This window comes from Cryobacterium adonitolivorans (assembly GCF_004402695.1).
In the GTDB taxonomy this organism is placed as follows: Bacteria; Actinomycetota; Actinomycetes; order Actinomycetales; family Microbacteriaceae; genus Cryobacterium; species Cryobacterium adonitolivorans.
Genome location: NZ_SOFL01000022.1, coordinates 1 through 21,356, shown reverse-complemented (window position 1 = coordinate 21,356; position 21,356 = coordinate 1). Strand labels below are relative to the sequence as shown.

Annotated in this window: 18 protein-coding genes and 1 riboswitch; of the genes, 6 read left to right on the top strand and 12 right to left on the bottom strand. The window is 67.3% G+C overall.

The features are described from left to right. Positions 1 to 28 precede the first annotated feature (28 nt). The 3 genes from dapC to E3O42_RS06375 are packed head-to-tail and all read right to left on the bottom strand — an operon-like array spanning position 29 to position 2,494. Positions 29 to 1,141 (bottom strand): succinyldiaminopimelate transaminase, encoded by a 1,113-nt coding sequence (gene dapC / locus E3O42_RS06385; protein ID WP_134453144.1) that lies wholly within the window; start codon positions 1,139 to 1,141, stop codon positions 29 to 31. A gap of 3 nt (positions 1,142 to 1,144) precedes the next feature. After that, complete coding sequence (fdxA, locus tag E3O42_RS06380) at positions 1,145 to 1,468, bottom strand: ferredoxin (protein ID WP_066594116.1); 324 nt, start codon at positions 1,466 to 1,468, stop codon at positions 1,145 to 1,147. Positions 1,469 to 1,504: 36 nt separating this feature from the next. Further along, on the bottom strand, positions 1,505 to 2,494 hold the full coding sequence (locus E3O42_RS06375) for a hypothetical protein (RefSeq protein ID WP_134453143.1): 990 nt from the start codon (positions 2,492 to 2,494) through the stop codon (positions 1,505 to 1,507). Positions 2,495 to 2,682: 188 nt separating this feature from the next. Between E3O42_RS06375 and efeU the strand changes: the two genes are divergently transcribed. Genes efeU through efeB form a run of 3 tightly spaced genes read left to right on the top strand, consistent with a single transcriptional unit; the run spans position 2,683 to position 6,078 of the window. Beyond that, entirely contained in the window at positions 2,683 to 3,540 is an 858-nt protein-coding gene (efeU, locus tag E3O42_RS06370; protein ID WP_134453142.1) for an iron uptake transporter permease EfeU, read from the top strand. Between the two features lie 38 nt (positions 3,541 to 3,578). Continuing rightward, a complete protein-coding gene (efeO, locus tag E3O42_RS06365; RefSeq protein WP_134453141.1) occupies positions 3,579 to 4,748 on the top strand; it encodes an iron uptake system protein EfeO in 1,170 nt (389 codons plus the stop codon). A gap of 1 nt (position 4,749) precedes the next feature. Then, entirely contained in the window at positions 4,750 to 6,078 is a 1,329-nt protein-coding gene (efeB, locus tag E3O42_RS06360; protein ID WP_134453140.1) for an iron uptake transporter deferrochelatase/peroxidase subunit, read from the top strand. A 97-nt stretch (positions 6,079 to 6,175) separates the two neighbouring features. Here the strand turns inward: efeB and E3O42_RS06355 are convergent, their stop codons facing one another. The 6 genes from E3O42_RS06355 to E3O42_RS06330 form a co-directional block, all read right to left on the bottom strand. Continuing rightward, positions 6,176 to 6,634, bottom strand: coding sequence for a hypothetical protein (locus tag E3O42_RS06355; RefSeq protein WP_134453139.1), 459 nt, complete (start codon positions 6,632 to 6,634; stop codon positions 6,176 to 6,178). A 113-nt stretch (positions 6,635 to 6,747) separates the two neighbouring features. Next, positions 6,748 to 8,658 (bottom strand): translational GTPase TypA, encoded by a 1,911-nt coding sequence (gene typA / locus E3O42_RS06350; protein WP_134453138.1) that lies wholly within the window; start codon positions 8,656 to 8,658, stop codon positions 6,748 to 6,750. Positions 8,659 to 8,901: 243 nt separating this feature from the next. Beyond that, positions 8,902 to 10,650, bottom strand: coding sequence for a dipeptide ABC transporter ATP-binding protein (locus tag E3O42_RS06345; protein WP_134453137.1), 1,749 nt, complete (start codon positions 10,648 to 10,650; stop codon positions 8,902 to 8,904). Then, on the bottom strand, positions 10,647 to 11,591 hold the full coding sequence (locus E3O42_RS06340) for an ABC transporter permease (RefSeq protein ID WP_134453136.1): 945 nt from the start codon (positions 11,589 to 11,591) through the stop codon (positions 10,647 to 10,649). Before E3O42_RS06340 ends, E3O42_RS06345 begins: the two co-directional genes overlap by 4 nt. Beyond that, complete coding sequence (locus E3O42_RS06335; RefSeq protein ID WP_134453135.1) at positions 11,581 to 12,510, bottom strand: ABC transporter permease; 930 nt, start codon at positions 12,508 to 12,510, stop codon at positions 11,581 to 11,583. Before E3O42_RS06335 ends, E3O42_RS06340 begins: the two co-directional genes overlap by 11 nt. 115 nt (positions 12,511 to 12,625) lie before the next feature. After that, positions 12,626 to 14,245, bottom strand: coding sequence for a peptide ABC transporter substrate-binding protein (locus tag E3O42_RS06330; RefSeq protein WP_134453134.1), 1,620 nt, complete (start codon positions 14,243 to 14,245; stop codon positions 12,626 to 12,628). Positions 14,246 to 14,556: 311 nt separating this feature from the next. On the opposite strand from E3O42_RS06330, the gene E3O42_RS06325 reads away from it, so the two are divergent. Beyond that, complete coding sequence (locus tag E3O42_RS06325) at positions 14,557 to 14,949, top strand: thiol-disulfide oxidoreductase DCC family protein (protein WP_198414076.1); 393 nt, start codon at positions 14,557 to 14,559, stop codon at positions 14,947 to 14,949. Beyond that, positions 14,946 to 15,788, top strand: coding sequence for a CPBP family intramembrane glutamic endopeptidase (locus E3O42_RS06320; protein WP_134453133.1), 843 nt, complete (start codon positions 14,946 to 14,948; stop codon positions 15,786 to 15,788). Before E3O42_RS06325 ends, E3O42_RS06320 begins: the two co-directional genes overlap by 4 nt. A gap of 73 nt (positions 15,789 to 15,861) precedes the next feature. Here the strand turns inward: E3O42_RS06320 and gcvP are convergent, their stop codons facing one another. The 3 genes from gcvP to gcvT all read right to left on the bottom strand — a co-directional run bounded on the left by gcvP (position 15,862) and on the right by gcvT (position 20,466). Continuing rightward, positions 15,862 to 18,759, bottom strand: a complete 2,898-nt coding sequence (gene gcvP / locus E3O42_RS06315; RefSeq protein WP_134453132.1) for an aminomethyl-transferring glycine dehydrogenase — start codon at positions 18,757 to 18,759, stop codon at positions 15,862 to 15,864. A 39-nt stretch (positions 18,760 to 18,798) separates the two neighbouring features. Beyond that, on the bottom strand, positions 18,799 to 19,170 hold the full coding sequence (gcvH, locus tag E3O42_RS06310) for a glycine cleavage system protein GcvH (protein WP_134453131.1): 372 nt from the start codon (positions 19,168 to 19,170) through the stop codon (positions 18,799 to 18,801). A gap of 132 nt (positions 19,171 to 19,302) precedes the next feature. After that, complete coding sequence (gene gcvT / locus E3O42_RS06305) at positions 19,303 to 20,466, bottom strand: glycine cleavage system aminomethyltransferase GcvT (protein ID WP_134453130.1); 1,164 nt, start codon at positions 20,464 to 20,466, stop codon at positions 19,303 to 19,305. Positions 20,467 to 20,677: 211 nt separating this feature from the next. Next, positions 20,678 to 20,775: riboswitch (glycine riboswitch) on the bottom strand. Between the two features lie 349 nt (positions 20,776 to 21,124). Here gcvT and E3O42_RS06300 point away from each other — a divergent pair. Then, on the top strand, positions 21,125 to 21,356 hold a 232-nt coding region (locus tag E3O42_RS06300), incomplete at its 3' end, for a hypothetical protein (protein WP_134453129.1).

Genomic DNA, 21,356 nt, shown 5'->3' with positions numbered 1-21,356 from the left:
GTGTCCAGCCCTGGACCCAAGCGCGTGTTCAGGCCGTGGCGAATGCCCGCAGCCGGGCGGCGGCGGCGTTGATGCGTTCGTCGTTGGCGGTGAGCGAGAACCGCACGTGCCGGGGGTAGAAGTCGCCGTAGAACGGGCCGGGCCCGGCCAGGATGCCGAGCTCGGCGAGCTGCCGGATCGAGTCCCAGGCGTCGACGCCGGCGGTCGCCCAGAGGTAGAGGCCGGCCTCGCTATTGTCGATGCGGAAACCCGCGGCGACCAGCGCCGGCAGCAGCACCTCCCGGCGGGATCGGTACCGCTCGCGCTGCACCCTCACGTGCTCGTCGTCGCCCAGGGCGGCGATCATGGCGGCCTGCAGCGGGGCGGGCAGCATCAGGCCGGCGTGCTTGCGCACGGTGAGCAGACGGCCGAGCACCGTGGCGCTACCGGCGGCGAACGCGCCGCGGTAGCCGGCCATGTTGGATTGTTTGCTCAGCGAGTAGATCGCCACGACGTTGTCCGTGTCACCGTCGGTGACGCGGGGGTCGAGGATGCTCGGGATCGGCTCGGAGTCCCACGGCGCGGCCCAGCCGAGCTCGGCGTAACACTCGTCGTTGACGATCACGGCGCCCAGCTCGCGGGCGCGCGTCACGGCGGCGCGGAGCGCCTCGACCGACAGCACCCGCCCGTCGGGGTTGCCTGGGCTGTTCAGCCAGACCAGCCTGGTCGTCTCTGGCCAGTCGGCGGGATCATCGGAGGGGAACGCATCCGCACCGGCCATGGCCGCGCCGATCGCATAGGTGGGATACGCGGCCCGCGGGTGCACGATGGTGTCGCCCTCGCCGATGCCGATCATGAACGGCAGCAGGGCCACCAGCTCCTTCGAGCCGATGGTGGGCAGCACATTCTCCACCGTCAGCCCGGTGACACCGCGGCGGCGGGCGTACCAGTCGATGATGGCGTGCTGCAACGCCGGAGTGCCGGTGGTCTGCGGGTAGGCGTGCGCATCCGTCGCGGCGGCCAGGGCGGCCTGCACGACGGGCGGGGTGGGGTCGACCGGAGATCCGATGGAGAGATCGACGATGCCGTCAGCGTGGGTCCTGGCCTGCTGCGCGAACGGCAGCATCTGGTCCCACGGGTAGTCAGGTAGCGGCTTGAGCACCTTTTAGTGCTGGACCTGGGGCGGGAGCACCGAGATCACCGGGTGGTCCTTGGCGATGACGCCGACCTTGGCGGCGCCACCTGGCGAGCCGATGTCGTCGAAGAACTCGACGTTGGCCTTGTAATAGTCGGCCCACTGTTCTGGCAGGTCGTCTTCGTAGTAGATGGCCTCGACCGGGCAGACCGGTTCGCAGGCACCACAGTCGACGCACTCGTCGGGGTGGATATAGAGGGAACGCTCGCCCTCGTAAATGCAGTCGACGGGGCATTCGTCGACGCAGGCGCGGTCCTTGACGTCCACGCAGGGCAAGGCGATGACATACGTCACAGTGGCAGGATTCCCTTCACGAACAGAGTAATCAGTCTACGCCGTCGGCCGACGGGCGGGAATTCGGGGCCACGCGATGACGAGAGCGGCGAACAGCGCTGGAGCCATCGTCCAGACCGTGCCGAGCACTCCGGCGGGCACCAGAACCGAGCCGCCGGTGCTGCGCAGCGAGAGCAGGAACACCGTGGCGATCAGGCCGATCGCCGCGGCGAGGACGATGAGCCGGTCGTGGACCACGAGGCGCAACCCGAGCAACAGGGTGCCGCTGGCGAGCAGCGCCAGGGTCAGGCCGAGGGGAATGGTCAGGGAGCCCAGCTCGAAGGTGGTCTGGTGTGCGACGGTGCCGAGAATGCCGAAGAGTGCGCCGGCGGCGGCAGCCATCAGTGCGGCCAGCAGGCGGGAGCCGGCTGTGGGCGCCTCGAGCACGGCCGGCTGTGCGGGGCCGCTGCCGCGCGCATACGATTCGGTGCCGGTGACGAGGACCTCGCTGCCGTCATCGAGACGCACTACTCGGCCGTCCAGCTGCCAGCGACCGGGGTACGCGGCCAGGGCGGCCAGCTTCCGGTCGACGTTGTCGCTGACGTCGATCGCGGCGAGCCGCTCGCCGGGAACCGCCGAGACCCGGCTGCTGAGGAAGACCGGCACGCCCTGCTCGCCGGCCGCGTCGACGGCGGCCTGGCGAAGCGCCGGGTCGACGACGGCGGCCACGACGGCGGTGGCGTTCGCCAGGGCGAAGGCCTCAACCAACACCGCACGGCGTTCAACACCCTGCGGAGCGCCGGCCAGCACCCGCCACCGGGTCGGGTCGGTCTCGCCCAGGGCCGTGCGGGCTGCGGCGACGGCCGCTGCGCTGGCGGCTGTCGATGCGGATGCGTCGCTCTCGTTCGGCGTCGCCGACCCGAAGAGCACGGTGACCTCGGCGCCGTCATGCAGGAGCCGGGCGATGGTGCCGCCCGTGTGCAGCGATTCATCGCCGGGTGCGTCGAGCACGAAGACCACCCGTTCGCCGTTCCCGGACATAAGCATGGGTGACTCCTGAACAACGTGAACGAGCGCGGGTGGACGAGCGCGGGTGGTAAGACGTGCTGCACGGCACCGGGCCGCTGACAAATCTTAGCTGGACACATCCGGCGATCCTACGTAGAGTGGGTGGGTAAGGTAAGCCTTACCAATTGTTGGATCCCCCACCCTACTCTCAACAACCGGGAAGCACTGTGCTCGCAAACTACCTGATCGGCCTGCGCGAAGGGCTCGAAGCCGCGCTCATCGTGACGATCCTGATCGCCTACGTGGTCAAGATCGGCCGCCGCGACGTTCTACCCCGGATCTGGGCCGGCGTCGGCCTCGCCGTGCTTCTCGCCCTCCTGCTGGGCGGCATCCTCACCTTCGGCACCTACGGCCTGAGCTTCGCCGCGCAGGAAACCATCGGCGGGCTGCTCTCGATCATCGCGACGGGCCTGGTGACCTGGATGGTGTTCTGGATGCTGCGCACGGCCCGCGATCTCAAGGGACACCTGCACGGCAACATCGACAAGCACCTCACCGGCACCGGCATGGGCCTGGTTCTCGTCGCGTTCCTCGCGGTCGGCCGCGAGGGCATCGAGACGGCCCTGTTCATGTGGGCCGCGGTGCAGGCCACCGGCGAGACCACGCTTCCGCTGGTCGGGGCGAGCCTGGGTATCCTCACCGCCGTCGGCCTGGGCGCTCTGATCTACTCCGGCATGCTCAGGATCAACCTGAGCCGGTTCTTCACCTGGACCGGCGCCATCCTCATCATCGTCGCCGCCGGAGTGCTCTCCTACGGTGTGCACGACCTGCAGGAGGCCGGCCTCCTCCCCGGGCTCAACGCGCTCGCCTTCAACGTCTCAGCCGTGATCCCGCCGGACAGCTGGTACGGCACCCTGCTCAAGGGCACCCTCAACTTCTCTCCGGCCACCACCTGGCTGGAGATGTTCGCCTGGGTCGCCTACGCGGTGCCCACCCTGACTCTCTTCATCCTGAAGAGCCGCCAGACGAGGCCGTCGCCGTCCGCCGTGCAGCCTCGGACCGCGCAAGCCGTTGTCGCCCACTAAAACCCACGCCCCGCACCGCCTCCGTTCGAAGGACCCCTATGCGAGCCCGTCTCCTCCCCCTTGTAGCCGCCTCAGCCGTCGGCCTGCTGGCCCTCACCGGCTGCGTCGCCAACTCCACCGGCACCGACTCGGCCGCTGCCGGCCTCACCGTTGACAGCAGCGCGGATGCCTGCACCGTGTCGGCCGACGAGGCGCCGTCCGGCAACCTCAGCTTCAGGGTCACCAATTCCGGCGACCAGGTCACCGAGTTCTATCTGCTCGCCGAAGACGGCCTGCGCATCGTGGGCGAGGTCGAGAACATCGGCCCGGGTCTCAGCCGCGACCTGGTCGTGCAGCTGATGCCGGGTCACTACGTGACCACCTGCAAGCCCGGGATGGTGGGTGCGGGCATCGACCAGAAGGCGTTTACCGTCACCGACTCCGGCGACGACGTTGCGGTGGATGCGGACATGGACGCCCGCATCGAGGTCGCCAACACCAACTACGCCGCGTACGTGCGCGACCAGGTCGCCCAGCTCCTCACCGGCACCCAGGCCTTCGCCGACGCCTACCTGGCCGGCGACGACGACACCGCCCGCGCCCTCTACGCCCCCACCCGCGCGCACTGGGAGCGCGTGGAGACCGTGGCGGAGTCGTTCGGCGACCTCGACCCGCAGCTGGACCTCCGTGAGGCCGACCTCGAGGAGGGCCAGGACTGGACCGGCTGGCACGCGATCGAAAAGGACCTCTGGCCCGCCGAGGCCGAGGCCGGCTTCGCCGCATACACGCCGGAGCAGCGCCAGAACCTGACCGGCCTGCTCGTCGCCGACACCACCACGCTGAACGAGAAGGTCCAGGACCTGGACTTCACCCTCTCCCAGCAGACCAACGGCGCTATCGGCCTGCTCGACGAGGTTGCCACCGGCAAGGTCACCGGCGAGGAAGAGTTCTGGTCGCACACCGACCTGTGGGACTTCCAGGCCAACGTCGACGGCGCCAAGGTGCTCTACGCCGGGGTGCGCGACATCCTGCTCGAGGAAGACGCCGACCTGGCCGCCGACCTCGACAGCGAGTTCGCTGCGCTGCAGGAGCTGCTCGACGCCCAGCGTGTCGGCGAGGACTTCACCCTCTACACCGACCTCACACCCGCCGAGATCAAGGCCTTCGCCGACCAGGTGAATGCCCTCGGTGAACCGCTGAACCAGCTGACCGCTGCGCTCGTTCTCTAACATGACTGACTCCACAGCCTCCGAGCCTCCCGGCTCCGATTCCCCCGCCACCGACAGCCCTGCTGCGCCCCGTGGCCTGTCCAGGCGGGGGCTGTTCGGGCTGGCCGGGGCCGGGGTGGCCGGACTCGGGCTGGGAATCGCCGGCGACAGGGCCGCGATGGCCGTCGCGGCGTCCTCCGCCCAGACCAGCGCCAGCACCGTGTACCCGTTCTACCAGGAGCATCAGGCCGGCATCGTCACGCCGGCCCAGGACCGGCTGCACTTCGCGGCATTCGACGTCGCCGACGGCACCACCCGCGCCGACCTCATCGAGCTGCTTCAGGACTGGAGCATTGCGGCCGCCGCGATGACCGCGGGTCGGGACATCGGCGACTACGGCTCCGTCAGCGGTCCATACGACGCCCCACCGGAGGACACCGGCGAGGCCCACGGTTTACCGCCGGCCGGACTGACCATCACTTTCGGGTTCGGGCCCACCCTCTTCCAGAGCATGGCCGGCGTCGATCGTTTCGGCCTGGCCGCCCGCCGGCCGGCCGACCTGGTCGACGTGCCGCATTTCCCCGGCGACATGCTCGAGGAGACCAGGAGTGGCGGCGACCTCTGCATCCAGGCCTGCGCGGATGACCCCCAGGTGGCCGTGCACGCCATCCGCAACCTTTCCCGCATCGCGTTCGGGCGGGCGGCGATCCGCTGGTCCCAGCTCGGTTTCGGCCGCACCTCGTCCACGAGCACCAGCCAGGCCACCCCGCGCAACCTCTTCGGGTTCAAGGACGGCACCGCCAACATCAAGGCCGAGGAGCCCGCCGCACTGACCGAGCACCTCTGGGTGGGGGCGTCGGACGGACCCGCATGGCTGGCGGGCGGGTCCTATCTTGTGGCGCGACGCATCCGGATGACGATCGAGACCTGGGACCGCACCAGCCTGCGCGAGCAAGAGACGGTGATCGGCCGCAACAAGGGCGAGGGTGCGCCATTATCCGGCGGCACCGAGTTCACCGAACCCGATTTCTCGCTCGCCGGGCGGGCCGACCAGCCGCTGATCGACACCGCGGCGCACGTGCGGCTGGCGCATCCCACGCAGAACGACGGCATCCGGATGCTGCGCCGCGGCTACAACTTCGTGGACGGCAACGACGCGCTCGGCCGCCTCGACGCCGGCCTGTTCTTCATCAGCTTCCAGCGCACGCCCGCAAGCTTCACGGCCGTGCAGTTGAACCTGGCCCGCAACGATGCCCTCAACGAATACATCCGCCACGTCGGCTCGGCCCTCTTCGCCGTCCCGCCCGGGGCCGCCAAGGGCTCCTACGTCGGTGCGCCCCTCTTCGCCTGACTCCTCAGTTGGTCGAGCGTGCGGAGACCCCGCGAGCTGTGAGTTAAGCACCCAAGAGCGCGAGTTTTTGGGGCTTAAGTCACAGCTCGCGGCAGGGTCACGCGGGGGCGACCGTGTAGAGCACGCCTTCGGAGGTGCCGGCGATCGTGACGATGTAGGTGGCGTTCGTCAGGGCCACCACGCCCACGTCGCCGACGTTGGCCGAGGTGTTCGTGTCCGGCTCGAATCCGGCGTCGACGAGCTTCTGCTCCGCGTCGGCCAACGGGTCGGCGGTGCCGGAGGCAACGGTCACGACCCAGCCCTGGTCGCCGTTGGTGGTATTGCCGGCGCCGAACTTGATCTCGCCGTCGATCACCGGGATCTCCGCCGGCCAGCCGTCGGGCAGCGCCCCGCCCAGGCTCACGTCGCCGTCGGTGGCTCCCTGCACGGCGCCGTTCACGGCATCCTGCACCTGCGCGTCGGAGCAGCCCGCCAGCGCCGGCGCCAGGGCCAGCAACGCCACCAGGGCAAGGCCCATCCGAAGCGGCGACGATTTCGTCTTGAATCCAGTGGTCATGGGGTCCTCACGTTGCGTGGCGCCCGCGAAAGCGGGAACGGCTGATAAAAAACCGCAGGCACCCCGCGCCGGAAAACCGGAACAGGATGCCTGCGATCAGATAAAGCTGCGAACTAGTTCGCGTCCTGCTTCTTCAGGCGCGACACGTTGCGCTGACGAGCGGATGCGGCGAGCTCGACCTTGCGGATACGAACGACGGCGGGGGTGACCTCGACGCACTCGTCCTCGCGGGCGAATTCCAGGCACTGCTCGAGGGTGAGCTGCTTGGACGGCGTCATCGACTCGAAGGTGTCAGACGTGGACTGACGCATGTTGGTCAGTTTCTTTTCCTTGGTGATGTTGACGTCCATGTCGTCGCCGCGCGAGTTCTCGCCGATGACCATGCCCTCGTAGACCTCTTCGGTCGGGTTCACGAAGAATGACATGCGCTCCTGCAGTGCGATGATCGCAAACGGCGTGACCACACCGGAGCGGTCGGCGACGATCGAGCCGTTGGTGCGGGTATTGATCGTGCCGGCCCAGGCTTCGTAGCCATGGAAGATCGCGTTGGCGATACCGGTGCCACGGGTGTCCGTGAGGAACTCGGTGCGGAAGCCGATCAGGCCGCGCGACGGGACGATGAACTCCATGCGGACCCAGCCGGTGCCGTGGTTCGCCATGTTCTCCATGCGGCCCTTGCGGGCAGCGAGGAGCTGGGTGATCGCGCCGAGGTACTCTTCGGGCGAGTCGATGGTGAGGTGCTCGTACGGCTCGTGGATCTTGCCGTCGACGCGCTTGACAACCACCTGCGGCTTGCCGACCGTGAGCTCGAAGCCCTCACGACGCATCTGCTCGACCAGGATGGCGAGAGCGAGCTCGCCACGGCCCTGGACTTCCCAGGCATCCGGACGGCCGATGTCGAGCACGCGGAGCGAGACGTTACCGACGAGCTCCTTGTCCAGACGGTCCTTGACCATGCGGGCGGTGAGCTTGTGGCCCTTGACCTTGCCGATGAGCGGCGACGTGTTGGTGCCGATGGTCATCGAGATGGCGGGGTCGTCGACCGTGATGGTCGGCAGCGGGCGTACGTCATCGGGGTCGGCGAGGGTCTCACCGATGGTGATGTCGGGGAAACCGGCGACGGCGACGATGTCACCGGGGCCGGCGCTTTCGGCCGGGTACCGGTCGAGGGCCTTGGTGATCATGAGCTCGGTCACGCGCACGTTGGAAACGGTGCCGTCGTGCTTGACCCAGGCCACGGTCTGGCCCTTCTTGATGGTGCCCTGGAAAACGCGCAGCAGCGCGAGGCGGCCGAGGAACGGCGAGGAGTCGAGGTTGGTGACCCAGGCCTGCAGCGGGTGCTCGTCGTCGTAGACGGGAGCGGGGATGTGCTGGAGGATCGCTTCGAAGAGCGGCTCGAGGTCGTCGTTGTCGGGCAGCGAGCCGTTTTCCGGCTTGGTGAGGCTGGCTGCGCCGGCGCGGCCGGACGCGTAAACGACGGGTACGTTGAGCACCAGGTCGAGGTCCAGATCGGGCACGTCGTCGGCCATGTCCGAGGCGAGGCCGAGGAGCAGGTCCTGGCTCTCCTCGACGACCTCATCGATACGGGCGTCGGGACGGTCGGTCTTGTTGACCAGGAGGATCACGGGCAGGTGCGCCTCAAGTGCCTTGCGCAGCACGAAGCGGGTCTGCGGCAGCGGGCCCTCGGAAGCGTCGACGAGAAGCACGACGCCGTCGACCATGGACAGGCCGCGCTCGACCTCTCCACCGAAGTCGGCGTGGCCGGGGGTGTCGATGACGTTGATGGTGATGGGGCCATCCTTGGCGTGGATGCCCTTGTACGAGATCGCCGTGTTCTTGGCGAGGATGGTGATGCCCTTTTCGCGCTCGAGCTCGTTGGAGTCCATCGCACGCTCTTCGGTGTGCGAGTGCTCGGCGAACGAGTTCGTCTGCTGCAGCATCGCGTCGACCAGCGTCGTCTTGCCGTGGTCAACGTGGGCAACGATTGCAACATTCCGGAGGTTATTGCGGGTAGCAATCGCCATAAAAATAGATCCTTACGAAGAATGGATGCCGCGTAAAATCGCATGCGGCGAAGAGTGGATGAGTGGGATCACTACGGACCCAAGGGTCTATCGTACCGTATTCGGCCCCTGCCGCGTCGGATGGGTGCCCCGCACACCTATATACAGTGCCTTGCCGGTAGATGAACGGCCCGCAAACGCTCCTCGGCTGCAACGGAAAACTGCCCTCGGCCGGAGCCGAGGGCAGTCGGTTCGCGCTCGGACCTAGCGGCCGAACTGGAAGTTACCGCCGGGAATGGCGGCGAGCAGCTCCTGAGTGTAGGCCTGCTGGGGGTTGTCGAAGACGTTGTCGGTCGACGCGGCCTCCACGATCCGGCCCTTCTGCATCACGCAGACGTTGTCGGCCACCAGCCGCACCACCGCGAGGTCGTGCGTGATGAACAGGTAGGTCAGGCCGAGCTCGGTCTGCAGTTCGGTAAGCAGGTTCAGCACCTGGCCCTGCACCAGCACGTCGAGCGCCGAGACGGCCTCGTCGAGCACCAGCACGTCGGGCTTGAGCGCGAGCGCCCGCGCGATGGCGATGCGCTGACGCTGACCGCCGGAGAGTTCGCTGGGGTAGCGGAACCGGGAGGCCCACGGCAGCGAGACCTGGTCCAGCAGCTCCTTGACTCGCGCCTGTCGCTCCTTGGCGGTGCCGACGCCGTGCGCCAGCAGTGGCTCGACGATGGTGTTCCCCACGCTGTACTGCGGGTCGAGGGATCCGTACGGGTCCTGGAAGACAGGCTGCACGCGGCGGCGGAACTTCAGCAGCTCCTTGCCCTTGAGGCCGGCGACATCCTGGCCGTCGAACTCGATGGCACCGCTGGTGATGCTCTCCAGCTGCAGGATGAGCTTGGCAACGGTGGACTTGCCGGAGCCGGACTCGCCCACGAGTGCCGTGGTGGTGCCCTTCTGAATGCCGAAGGAGACGCCGTCGACGGCGCGAAGCTCGTCGGTGCGCAGGCCCTTCTTGCGGATGCGGTACACCTTGGAGATGTCCTGCACCGAGATCAGGTCCTTGGCCGGTGCCGCGTTCTCGCGGTCGGCCGCACGGGCCACGAGGGTGTCGTCGAGCGATCCCTCACCGAAGATCACGGCGTCGCCGGCGTTGGCGTGTTTGGCCGACTGGATGCGACGCGAAGCCAGGCTCGGGGCCGCCGACACGAGACGCTGCGTGTACGGGTGCTGCGGGTTGGCCAGGATCTCCTGCGACGGGCCGGACTCGACGACCTTGCCCTTGTACATCACCACGAGCTGCTCCGCGCGCTCCGCGGCGAGGCCGAGGTCGTGCGTGATGAACAGCACGCTGGTGCCGTAATCGCGGGTCAGGGTGTCCAGGTGGTCGAGGATCTGGCGCTGTACGGTGACGTCGAGCGCCGAGGTGGGCTCGTCGGCGATGAGCAGCTTGGGCCGGGCGGAGAGCCCGATGCCGATCAGCACGCGCTGGCGCATGCCGCCGGAGAACTGGTGCGGGTACTGCTTGAGGCGGTCTGCGGCGTCGCTGAGTCCGGCTTCCTGCAGAACCTGGATAGTGCGGGCGCGCGCTTCCTTGCCCTGCGCGAGGCCGTTGGCCTTAATAGCCTCCTCGACCTGGAAGCCGATGTTCCAGACCGGGTTGAGGTTGGACATCGGGTCCTGGGGCACATAGCCGATCAGGTTTCCGCGCACCGCCTGAATGTCCTTGGCGCTGAGCTTGGTGAGGTCGCGGCCCTCGAACAGCACCTGGCCGGCGGTGACCTTGCCGGCTCCGGGGAGCAGGTCGATGATCGCCTGAGCGGTGGTGGTCTTGCCGGAACCGGACTCCCCCACTATCGCGAGGGTCTGGCCGGAGTAGAGGGTGATGTCCACGCCGCGCACGGCGGGAACAAGCCCGCGCTGGGTCTGGAAGCCGACCTCGAGATTCCGAATCTGCAGCAGCGGCTGCTCATCGTACTCGATGCCCCCCGGGGTGGTGTCTGTCAGTGTCTGGCTCATCGAAGCGCCCTCGCTTTCGGGTCAAGCGCATCGCGCAGAATGTCGCCGAGCATCAGGAACGCGAGCACCGTGATGGACAGCGCGGCCGCCGGGTACAGGAGCACCTGCGGGTTGGTGACAAGGGATGTCTGGGCCTGGCTGATGTCGTTCCCCCACGACATGACGCTGGTCGGCAGCCCGATGCCCAGGAACGACAGGGTCGATTCGGCCACGATGAACGTGCCGAGCGACACCGTGGCGATCACGATGACCGGGGCGATCGAGTTGGGGATCACGTGGCGCATCAGGATCCGGAACTTCGAGACGCCGAGGGCGGTCGAGGCCATCACGTAGTCGGAGTTCGTGGCCGTCAACACCGCGCCGCGCATGATGCGGGCGATCTGGGGCCAGGCGAAGATCGCCAGCACGAATGCCACCGATGTCGGCGTCGCGGCCGGCAACACCGACATCAGCACGATGGCGCCGAGGATGGTGGGGATGGCGAAGAAGATGTCGCCGATTCGGGAGACGATAGCGTCGAGCCAACCACCGTAGTAACCCGCGAGAGAGCCGACGACGACACCGATGAGGGTGACGAGTCCGGTGGCCAGGAGGCCGACGGTGACCGAGGCCTGGGTGCCGAAGATGGTGCGCGCGTACACGTCGCAGCCTTGCCGGGTGAACCCGAACGGGTGACCGGCCTCGGGTCCGCCGTTGCTGTTCGACAGCTGGCAGTCGAGGTTCGGCGACACCGAGGTGAACAGTCCGGGGAACAGTGCGACGAGAGCGATGATCAGGATCAACACTGAGGAGATCCAGAACATCGGCCGGCGGCGCATCGAGTCCCAGGCATCCGCCCAGGTGCTGCGTGCTTTGTGCGACTCGTCGAGACGGTCGATTGCGGCTACCGGGGTGTCTTCCAGCTCCGCGACGAAGTGGGCTTGGCCACGCTTATTTGGCATAACGAATCCTTGGGTCCAGAGCTGCGTACAGCAGGTCGACGAGCAGGTTGGCGAGGACGAAGATGACCACCATGACGGCGATGAACGACACCACGGTGGTGCTCTCGCCGAGGACGATTGCCTTGTAAACGGTGCCACCGACGCCGTTGATGTTGAAGATGCCCTCGGTGATGATTGCGCCGACCATCAGCGATCCGAGGTCGACTCCCAGGAACGTCACGACGGGCACTAGAGAGTTGCGCAGTACGTGCACGGTGACCACGCGGCGGCGGGACAGGCCTTTGGCCGTTGCGGTGCGCACGAAGTCGGCGTTGAGGTTGTCGGCCACGCTGGCGCGGGTGAGGCGCACGATGTACGCGAAGGACACACTGGCCAGAACCAGGGCCGGGAGGATGAGTTCGCCCCAGGGAGCTTCACTGCTCACTGTGGTCCTGAACCAACCCAATTGAACGCCGAAGACCAGCCTGAACAGGAACCCGAGCACGAAGGTCGGAACGCTGATCAGGAGCAGGCTGACAACGAGGGCGCTGGCGTCGAACCACTTGCCCTTGCGCAGACCCGCGACGAGTCCGACGAAGATGCCGGCGAAGGCTTCAAAGACGAGGGCCAGCATGGCCAGGCGGAAGGTGATCGGGAATGCCCCGGCCATCACGTCGCTGACCGGTCGCCCGGAGTATGTGGTGCCCAGGTCGCCCTGGAAGAAGTTGCCGATGTAGATCAGGTACTGCTGGATCAGCGGCTTGTCCAGGTTGTACTGGGCCCGGATCTGTTCGATCACGCCCGGCGCTGGCGGACGATCGCCGTACAGCGCCGCAATCGGGTCGCCCGGGAGCGAGAAAACCATGAAATAGATCAAGAATGTTGCCCCGAAGAAGACGGGGATCATTTGGAGGACGCGTCTGCCTGTGTACCACAGCATCAGGTGAGCTCCGAGAATCTTTTATGCATGAGGGTCGCAATCACTGAATGAGTCTAGTCAGTGCGATGTCCGGGGCATGACGCCCCGGACATCGCACTGCGGTTGGAACTAGGAATTAATCCTTGGTGATCTGGTAGTACATCGGGACGGAGTCCCAGCCGAACACCACGTCGCTGACGGTGTCAGCCCACACGCCGTTGACATTGGAGTACCACAGCGGGATGGAGGGGAGGTCCTTGAGCAGGACTTCCTGGGCAGCCTGGTACTTGGCGGTGGCGTCCTCGACGGTTTCGGCCGCGGCGCCTTCCTTGAGGAGGGAGTCGAACTCTTCGCTGGTGTAGTCCTCGTAGTTCGAGCCTGCACCGGTCTGGTACAGCGGAGCGAGGAAGTTGTACAGCGACGGGTAGTCGCCCTGCCAGCCGGCGCGGGTTCCACCGGTCAGCGCGTTGGTCGAGCGGTCTTCGAGTGCTGCAGCGAAGGTCGGGTACGGCTTACCGGTCGCAGAGATGCCCAGCGTGTTGACGACGCTGTTGATCACGGCGTCGACCCAGGCCTGGTGGCCACCGTCGGAGTTGTACGCGATGTCGAACGTGGTGTCGCCGTACGGTGCGATCGCGTCGGCCTTGGCCCACAGCTTCACAGCTTCCTTGGGGTTGTATTCGAGAACTTCGGCGCCTTCGAGCTGGTCGGAGTAGCCGTCGATGACCGGGGAGGTGAAGTCGGTCGCCGGGGTACGGGTGCCCTGGAAGATGACGTCAGTGATTTCCTCACGGTTGATCGACATCGAGATGGCTGCACGACGCAACTGGCCCTCTTCGCCGCTCCAGTGCTCGAGGTAGTACGGCATGTTGAAGCCCTGGAAGATGGCTGCAGCCTGGTTCACCGAACGCTCGCCGAATTCGGCCTCGTAGGTTTCGAAAGCGGAATCCGGAACAGCGTCCAGAACGTCGAGGTTGCCGCCCTGCACGTCCGCGTAAGCGGCGTCTTGGGTGGAGTAGAACTTGATCTCGAGGCCGCCGTTGACGGGCTTGCGCACGCCTTCGTATGCCGGGTTGGTGACGAGGTTGATCTTTTCCTCGTGGACCCAGGCGCCTTCACCATCGAGCATGTACGGGCCGTTGCCGACCGGGTTCTCACCGAAGGCGGCCATGTCGTCGTACGCGGCGGTCGGCAGCGGCATGAAGGCCGTGTAGCCGAGGCGCAGCGGCCAGTCGGCCTCGGGCGAAGCGAGTTCGACCGTGAAGGTCGTGTCGTCGACGACCTTCAGGCCGGTCAGTTCGGAGTCAACCTCGTAGTCGAAGCCGACGATGTCGTCAAAGAAGTAGGAGGCACTCTGGGCGTTGCTGAAAAGTGCGCCGTAGTTCCAGGCATCCACGAAGGACGAAGCCGTGACGGGCTCGTCGTTGGTGAAGGTCCAACCGTCGTTGAGCGTGACGGTCCAGTTTGTGGCGTCGTCGGACTCGATCGACTTGGCGACCTCGTTCTCAATCTCGCCATCAGCGTTGTACGACACCAGACCCGCGAAGATCGACGTGGCGATCTTGCCGCCGCCGGTCTCGGTGGTGTTGGTCGGGATCAACGGGTTCTGCGGTTCGCTGCCGTTGGTGCTGACAACTGCGGACGCGTCGCCGGCCGAGGGGGCCTCGTCGTCGTTGGATGTCGCGCAACCCGCGAGCGCCAGGGCGCTCACCGAAATGAGCGCGAGGGCGCTGAGGCCCGTGCGGGATCTCTTCAAAATTCCTCCTGTGCAAAGGTGACGGCGCTGCCGTGGTACGAGACCATTGCGGCGCGCTAGTTATGAAAACCCTAGGTACCTCTTGCGCCGGGTGCAAAATCTGACGGTAAACGTTACACAGCAGCAATGAAAGACGCACGAATCTTGCGCGAGGCACCGAATTCGCGGCTTTTTCTGCGAATCCTGCGAGAATCTCTCACGAAGCTTGGGACCAAGGTCCCCCCGGCGCATGCAAACGTTTTCAAATTGCGCCGGAGGCGGTTCAATTGCCTCGTGTATGCGCCGGAGCGCCGAGGGCGCAAAATAGAGGGATGCAGACCATGCCGCCCGAACGGCCCGCCACGCTCATCTTCGACGGCGACTGTGGGTTCTGCACCACGGCCGTACTCTGGCTCCAGCGCACGATGCCCCGCGTTCCGGGCACCGCGCCGTTCCAGTGGACCGACCTCGCCGCCTTCGACCTCACCGAGGAGCAGGCCAGGAGCCGGGTCTGGTTTGTGGCCGGGGGCCGGCGTTACGGCGGCGCCGCCGCGGTTGCCGCAGTTTTGCGCGGCCAACCGACCCCCGCGCTGCGGGCGCTCGGCTGGCTGGGCACGGTGCCACCGTGGTCGTGGGCCGCAGAGGCCGGCTACAGGCTGGTGGCTCGCTACAGGTATCGCTTGCCGGGCGGCACCCCGGCGTGCCGGATGCCGAGCGCGACATGAGCAGCACATCCTCGGAACCGGCCGATCTTCCGGGCCCCTCCGCACCCACCGGACCCCCGGAACCCGCAGGTCCTCCGGCACCGTCACGGATTCGACTGAGGTGGGAGATCGCGATCGTGCTCGGGCTGTCGCTCGGTGCATCCGCGGCGTACTCGATTGTGTCAATCATTTCCCGGCTCACCGCCGAGGTCGCTCTCAGCGATCAGTCGGCAACCATCAACGGGTCGCAGTCGACACGGGAGTGGCTGGACTTCACCTATCAGTTCCTCGGCATCCTATTCGCACTGTTCCCGGTCGCCCTGGTGCTCTACCTGCTCTGGCGGCCCGGTCAGAGCGGGTTCCGTCGGCTCGGGGTCGACTTCACCGAGCCACGCCGGGACCTGCTCCGCGGCGGCGGACTGCTGCTACTCATCGGCATCCCCGGCCTCGGGCTCTACCTGGCCGGGCGGGCGCTCGGCTTCACGGTGGCCGTGGTGCCCTCGCCGCTGGACACCTTTTGGTGGACCATTCCGATCCTGGTGTTCTCGGCGCTCCGCAGTGCGTTGAGCGAGGAACTCATCGTCGTGGGCTACCTCTTCACCCGGCTGCGCGAGCTGGGCTGGAACGCCTGGACCATCATCGTCTCGGCGGCCTTGCTGCGCGGCAGCTACCACCTCTACCAGGGCATCGGTCCGTTTGTCGGAAATGCGCTGATGGGTGTCGTGTTCGGCTGGTGCTACCTGCGCTGGGGCCGGGTGATGCCCCTGGTGATCGCGCACTGGGTGCTCGACATCGCCTCGTTCGTGGGCTACCCGCTGGCTGTCCTGTGGTGGCCCGCCCTCCTCACCCCCACCTCTTAGTTCCGCGAACTGTGAGAAAAGCCCCAAGAAATCGAGATTCTCGGGGCTTTTCTCTCAGCTCGTGAGGCTGGATTTACTCGAAGGCCTCGGGCGGCGGGCAGGCGCAAACCAGATTGCGGTCGCCGTAGGCGTTGTCGATGCGACGCACCGGCGCCCAGTACTTGTTGCGGATGAGTGTGCGCACCGGATAGACCGCGGTCTCGCGGTCGTACGGATGTGTCCACTCCCCCTCGATCACCGACTGTGCGGTGTGAGGCGCGTTCCTCAGCGGGTTGTCGTCGGCCGGCCAGGTTCCGGCGGCAACGGCATCCGCCTCGGCCTTGATGCCGATCATGGCCTCGATGAACCTGTCGATCTCGCCGAGGTCTTCGCTCTCGGTGGGCTCCACCATCAGGGTGCCCGCCACCGGAAAGCTCATCGTAGGCGCGTGGAAGCCGTAGTCGACGAGGCGCTTGGCCACGTCGTCGACGGTGACCCCGGTGGCCGCGGTCAGCGGGCGCAGGTCGAGGATGCACTCGTGCGCGACGAGCCCGTTGTCTCCGGCGTAAAGCACCGGGAAGTGGCCGCTGAGCTGCTTGGCCACGTAGTTCGCGGCGAGAACCGCGGCGCCGGTGGCCTGCTTGAGGCCGTCGGCGCCCATCATGCGTACGTACGCCCACGAGATCGGCAGGATGCTCGGGCTGCCGTACGGCGCGGCAGAGACCGGTCCGCCGCCGTGCACGACGGTTTCGGTGCCTGTGCCGCCGAGCAGGTAGTGCTCGTCGTCCTGCGCGAGCGGGTGACCGGGCAGGAACGGGGCCAGGTGTGACTTGGCCGCGACCGGTCCAACGCCGGGTCCTCCCCCGCCGTGCGGGATGCAGAAGGTCTTGTGCAGGTTCAGGTGCGACACGTCGCCGCCGAAGTCACCGAACCGGGCGAAGCCGAGGAGCGCGTTGAGGTTGGCGCCGTCCACGTAAACCTGGCCGCCGGCGTCGTGCACGGCGGCGCAGATCGCGCCGACCTCGTGCTCGTAGACCCCGTGGGTGGAGGGGTAGGTGATCATCAGCGCGGCGAGAGTCTCGGCATGCAGGGTGATCTTGGCGTTCAGGTCGCCGAGGTCCACGTTGCCGAGCTCGTCGCAGGCCACAACGACGACGCGCATTCCGGCGAGCACCGCGGAAGCCGCGTTGGTGCCGTGGGCGCTGGACGGAATCAGGCAGACCGTGCGGTCAACGTCGCCGTTGGCGAGGTGGAAGCCGCGGATGGCGAGGAGCCCCGCGAGTTCGCCCTGGCTGCCGGCGTTCGGCTGCAGCGACACGGTGTCGTAGCCGGTGACATCCGTCAGCCAGGTTTCGAGCTGGCGGATGAGTTCGAGGTAGCCCTCGACGTCGGCGCGCGGCGCGAAAGGGTGCAGGCCGCCGAACTCGGGCCAGGTCACGGCCTCCATCTCGGTGGCGGCGTTGAGCTTCATCGTGCAGGAGCCCAGCGGGATCATGCCGCGGTCCAACGCGTAGTCGTAGTCGGCGAGGCGCTTGAGGTAACGCATCATGCTCGTCTCCGAGCGGTGCGTGTTGAAGACGGCGTGGGTGAGGTACTCGCTTGTACGGGCGAGGTCGTCGGGCAGACCGTGCTGGGTCGCGCCGAGATCGACGTGGCCGAAGGCGTCCCGGCCGCCGAATAAGCCCACGACGACGGCGAGGTCGGCCGCGGTGGTGGTCTCGTCGACCGAGATGCCGATGGTGGTGGCGTCCACCTGGTGCAGGTTGTAGCCCTCGGCGGCGGCCTGCGCGACGATCTCGGCGGCGCCGGCCGGAACCGACAGGCGCACGGTGTCGAAGAAGGTGCGGTTGATCACTTCGACGTCGATCGCTCGCAGGGCCGCGACCAGTGCGCCCGCGCGTTCGTGCACCTCGGTGGCCATCGCCTTCAGGCCCTGGGGCCCGTGGTACACCGCGTACATGCCCGCCATCACGGCCAGCAGCACCTGGGCGGTGCAGATGTTGGAGGTGGCCTTGTCGCGGCGGATGTGCTGTTCGCGCACCTGCAGAGACAGCCGGTAGGCGGGGTGGCCGGCGGCGTCGATGCTCACGCCCACGAGGCGGCCGGGCATCTGGCGTTCCAGGCCCTTGCGCACGGCGAGGTAGCCGGCGTGCGGTCCGCCGAAGCCCATCGGCACGCCGAAGCGCTGGCTGGTGCCAACGGCCACGTCGGCGCCGAGCTCGCCGGGCGAGGTGATCAGGGTGAGGGCAAGCAGGTCGGCGGCCACGATGGCGAGGGCCTTGTTCTCATGCGCCATCGCGATCACGGCGGCGGGGTTCCAGACGCGGCCGGATGCACCGGGATACTGCACGAAGATGCCGAAGTAGTCGCCGAGGTCCTCAGCCGTGGTGTCTTCCTCCAGGGGCAGCACGGCCAGTTCGATGCCGAGAGCGTGGGCGCGGTTGCCGAGCAGTGCGTGGGTCTGGGGCAGCGCATCCGCGTCGACGATGAACCGGTTCGACGGCGACTTCGAGGCGCGCCGGGCCAGCAGCATGCCCTCGACCACAGAGGTGGATTCGTCGAGCATCGACCCGTTGGCGGTGGCCATGCCGGTGAGGTCGGCGACCATGGTCTGGAAGTTGATGATTGCCTCGAGCCGGCCCTGGCTGATCTCGGGCTGGTAGGGCGTGTACGCCGTGTACCAGCTGGGGTTCTCGAGCACGTTGCGCTTGATCACGGCGGGCGTGATCGTGTCGTAGTAGCCGAGCCCGATCATCGAGCGCTTCACGCTGTTCTTGTCGGCCAGGGCGCGGAGCTCCTGGATGGCTTCACGTTCGGTCGCGGCCGGCGGCAGGGTGCTGTCGCCCTGGCGGCGGAACTGCTCGACCTGGATGGTGGCCGGAACGGCCGCGTGGACGAGTGACTCGACGCTGTCGTGGCCGAGTACGGCCAGCATGCGGGACTGGGCGTCGGCGTCCGTGCCGATGTGACGCTGGGTGAAGGGCTGCGACATGTGGGGGAAGGCTCTTTCCGGGGTCTGGTTCGGTCGTGCTTATTCGCCGGTGATGGCGGAGTACTCGGCGTAGCTGAGCAGCGCCGGGAGGGTCTTGAGGGTGATCTTGATGAGCCAGCCCTCGCCGAGCGGGTCGCTGTTGACGAGTTCGGGGCTGTCGACGACGGCGTCGTTGATTTCGGCGACGGTGCCGTCGATGGGGGCGAAGAGCTCGCCCACCGACTTGGTCGACTCGATCTCGCCGACGACGGTGCCGGCGGCGATGGCGCTGCCCACCGCGGGCAGTTCCACAAACACCACGTCACCGAGCTTGTCGGCGGCGTATGCGGTGATGCCGACGGTGGCGGTGTCGCCGTCGACGAGTACCCACTCGTGCTCTGCGGTGTACTGGAGCTCGGTTTTGTCTGCCATGGGGTGTCCTCTCAAGGGGGTGATCACAGGGGTTGATCAGTTCTGGGTTGATCAGTTCGGGGGCGATGCGCGGCGTGGCGACATCGGGTGAGCGGATGCCAGGGGCCGGGCCAACCGCTCGGCTCGGGTGCCCTACTTGCGCCGCTTGTAGAACGGCAGCGCGATGACCGTGGCGGGCGCACGGGTGCCGCGCACGTCGATGAACACCTCGGTATCGAGTCGTGCCAGCGCCGGCGGCAGGTACGCCATGGCGATCGGGTAGCCGAGTGTGGGCGACAGCGCGCCACTCGTGATGACGCCCTCCGCTTCGGTGGCGTCGGGGCTGCGGAAGATCTGGTAGCCGGCGCGGCCGGCGCGTTTGCCGGCCGAGACCAGGCCGACGAGGACGGGGGCGTCGCCCGCGGGGCCTTCTTCGCTGGCGGTGCGGCCCACGAAGTCGGTGGGCTTGGCGAGGTTGACGACCCTGCCCAAGCCCGCCTGGGCGGGGTAGGTGGACGTGGTCAGCTCGTGGCCGTAGAGCGGCATGCCGGCTTCGAGGCGGAGGGTATCGCGGCTGGCGAGCCCGGCGGGGACCAGCCCGTGCACGGCGCCGGCGACCACGATGGCGTCCCAGAGTGCGAGGGCCGCGGCGTTCGGCAGGTAGAGCTCGAAGCCGTCTTCGCCGGTGTAGCCGGTGCGGGCGATGAGCACCGGCGTGCCCGCGAAGGCGGCGGTGAGGGCGCGGTAGTAGCGCAGGCCCGCGAGGTCGCCGTCGGTGCTGAGGCCGGCGGTGGCCTGCACGATGGCGAGGGCGTTGGGGCCTTGAACGGCGATGAGGGCGGTGTCGTTGCTCTCGTCGGCGACGACGACGTCAAAGCGTGCGGCACGGGCGGTGAGGGCATCCAGTGCCTGGTCGTGGTTGCCGGCGTTGGCGACCACGAGGAAGTCGGTCTCGCCGGTGCGGTAGACGACGAGGTCATCGATGATGCCGCCGCGGGAGTTGAGCAGCAGGCTGTACTTGGCCTGCATCAGGTCGATGACCGAGAGCTGGCCGGCCAGTGCGTGGTCGAGGAACTCGCCGGCCTGCGGGCCGCTGACCCGGATTTCGGCCATGTGTGAGAGGTCGAAGAGGCCGGCGGCCTTGCGCACGGCGTGGTGCTCGGCGAGGTCGCTGGAGTAACGCACGGGCATCTGCCAGCCGGCGAAGTCGGTAAAGCTGGCGCCAGCGGCGACGTGGGCGGCGTGCAGCGGCGAGAAGCGTTCGGTCACGGCGTCGTCGTTCTGGGAGGAGGTGGGGTCAGGGCTGGCCGAGGTCATGAGTTCTCCGGTTCGTCGCCGGGCGCGTGCCGGTCGAGTTGCTCCGGGGCTCGTTCGAACCCCGTTGGGAACTCCCCCTCTGTCGTCTGGCCTGAGAGCTTCACCGGGGCGCATGCGCCGGCTTTCACCGTGGGCGGGACTTGGCAGTTCTGACCGGATCCCGCTCGCGCGTGGCCCGGACGCGCTGTGCTCGTCCGCTTTTCAGAGTGGCCCGTTCGATGCGGTACGAGTACCTGAGAGATTGTCGGGGAGGATTGCTCCTTCGGTGTTCGCTCGTCTCGCGACGTCGAACTCTCCCGCATCGACCGTGTGGCCCGGTGTTCAATTGAGTTTCATGCACGTGCAGTCTATCCGACCGGCGCGACTCGCGAACTGTGAGCTAAGCACCAGAATTTCGCGATTTGTGGGGCTTTTCTCACGGCTCGCGGATGTCTTGGCCCGGATGCGTCCGCGGGCGGGTGCAGTGTCAGTGGCAGGTGAGACGATCTCACTATGAGTAGCCCAGACCAGGCACCACCGCCCGCTNGACCAGGCACCACCGCCCGCTCCGGACGATGACGACTACTCTCCGGAGCCCGCTCCACCTGGATCCACCCCCTCCCGTGTCGACCCGGCCGAAGCCGGGCCAACCCAGCCCACCCCAACCGAACCCACCGCTTTGAAGCCTTACGTCCCCGACCCTGCCCTGGACGAGTTGGTCTGCTCGGAGCTGGCCCGCCGCACTGAACTGATCGCGGCCCAGGCCCGCGTCATCGCGCACGCGCAGGCCCGGCAGGCCGAATTCCTTGTCGATCTGCAGGGTTGGAGTGAGGACCCGCAGGTCTCCTCCCGCCTGCACGGCAACCCGGAAAGCATCCGGCTGGCCGACGTGAATGCGGCCACCCTGACCC

Excerpts from the sequence above, each read along its gene's own strand:
- E3O42_RS06325 (WP_198414076.1), top strand. The coding sequence starts at position 14,557 with ATGCAGACCATGCCGCCCGAACGGCCCGCCACGCTCATCTTCGACGGC.
- E3O42_RS06355 (WP_134453139.1), bottom strand. The coding sequence starts at position 6,634 with ATGACCACTGGATTCAAGACGAAATCGTCGCCGCTTCGGATGGGCCTT.
- E3O42_RS06335 (WP_134453135.1), bottom strand. The coding sequence starts at position 12,510 with ATGCTGTGGTACACAGGCAGACGCGTCCTCCAAATGATCCCCGTCTTC.
- gcvH (WP_134453131.1), bottom strand. The coding sequence starts at position 19,170 with ATGGCAGACAAAACCGAGCTCCAGTACACCGCAGAGCACGAGTGGGTA.
- efeB (WP_134453140.1), top strand. The coding sequence starts at position 4,750 with ATGACTGACTCCACAGCCTCCGAGCCTCCCGGCTCCGATTCCCCCGCC.
- E3O42_RS06345 (WP_134453137.1), bottom strand. The coding sequence starts at position 10,650 with ATGAGCCAGACACTGACAGACACCACCCCGGGGGGCATCGAGTACGAT.
- gcvP (WP_134453132.1), bottom strand. The coding sequence starts at position 18,759 with ATGTCGCAGCCCTTCACCCAGCGTCACATCGGCACGGACGCCGACGCC.
- efeO (WP_134453141.1), top strand. The coding sequence starts at position 3,579 with ATGCGAGCCCGTCTCCTCCCCCTTGTAGCCGCCTCAGCCGTCGGCCTG.
- E3O42_RS06375 (WP_134453143.1), bottom strand. The coding sequence starts at position 2,494 with ATGCTTATGTCCGGGAACGGCGAACGGGTGGTCTTCGTGCTCGACGCA.
- gcvT (WP_134453130.1), bottom strand. The coding sequence starts at position 20,466 with ATGACCTCGGCCAGCCCTGACCCCACCTCCTCCCAGAACGACGACGCC.
- typA (WP_134453138.1), bottom strand. The coding sequence starts at position 8,658 with ATGGCGATTGCTACCCGCAATAACCTCCGGAATGTTGCAATCGTTGCC.
- E3O42_RS06340 (WP_134453136.1), bottom strand. The coding sequence starts at position 11,591 with ATGCCAAATAAGCGTGGCCAAGCCCACTTCGTCGCGGAGCTGGAAGAC.
- E3O42_RS06320 (WP_134453133.1), top strand. The coding sequence starts at position 14,946 with ATGAGCAGCACATCCTCGGAACCGGCCGATCTTCCGGGCCCCTCCGCA.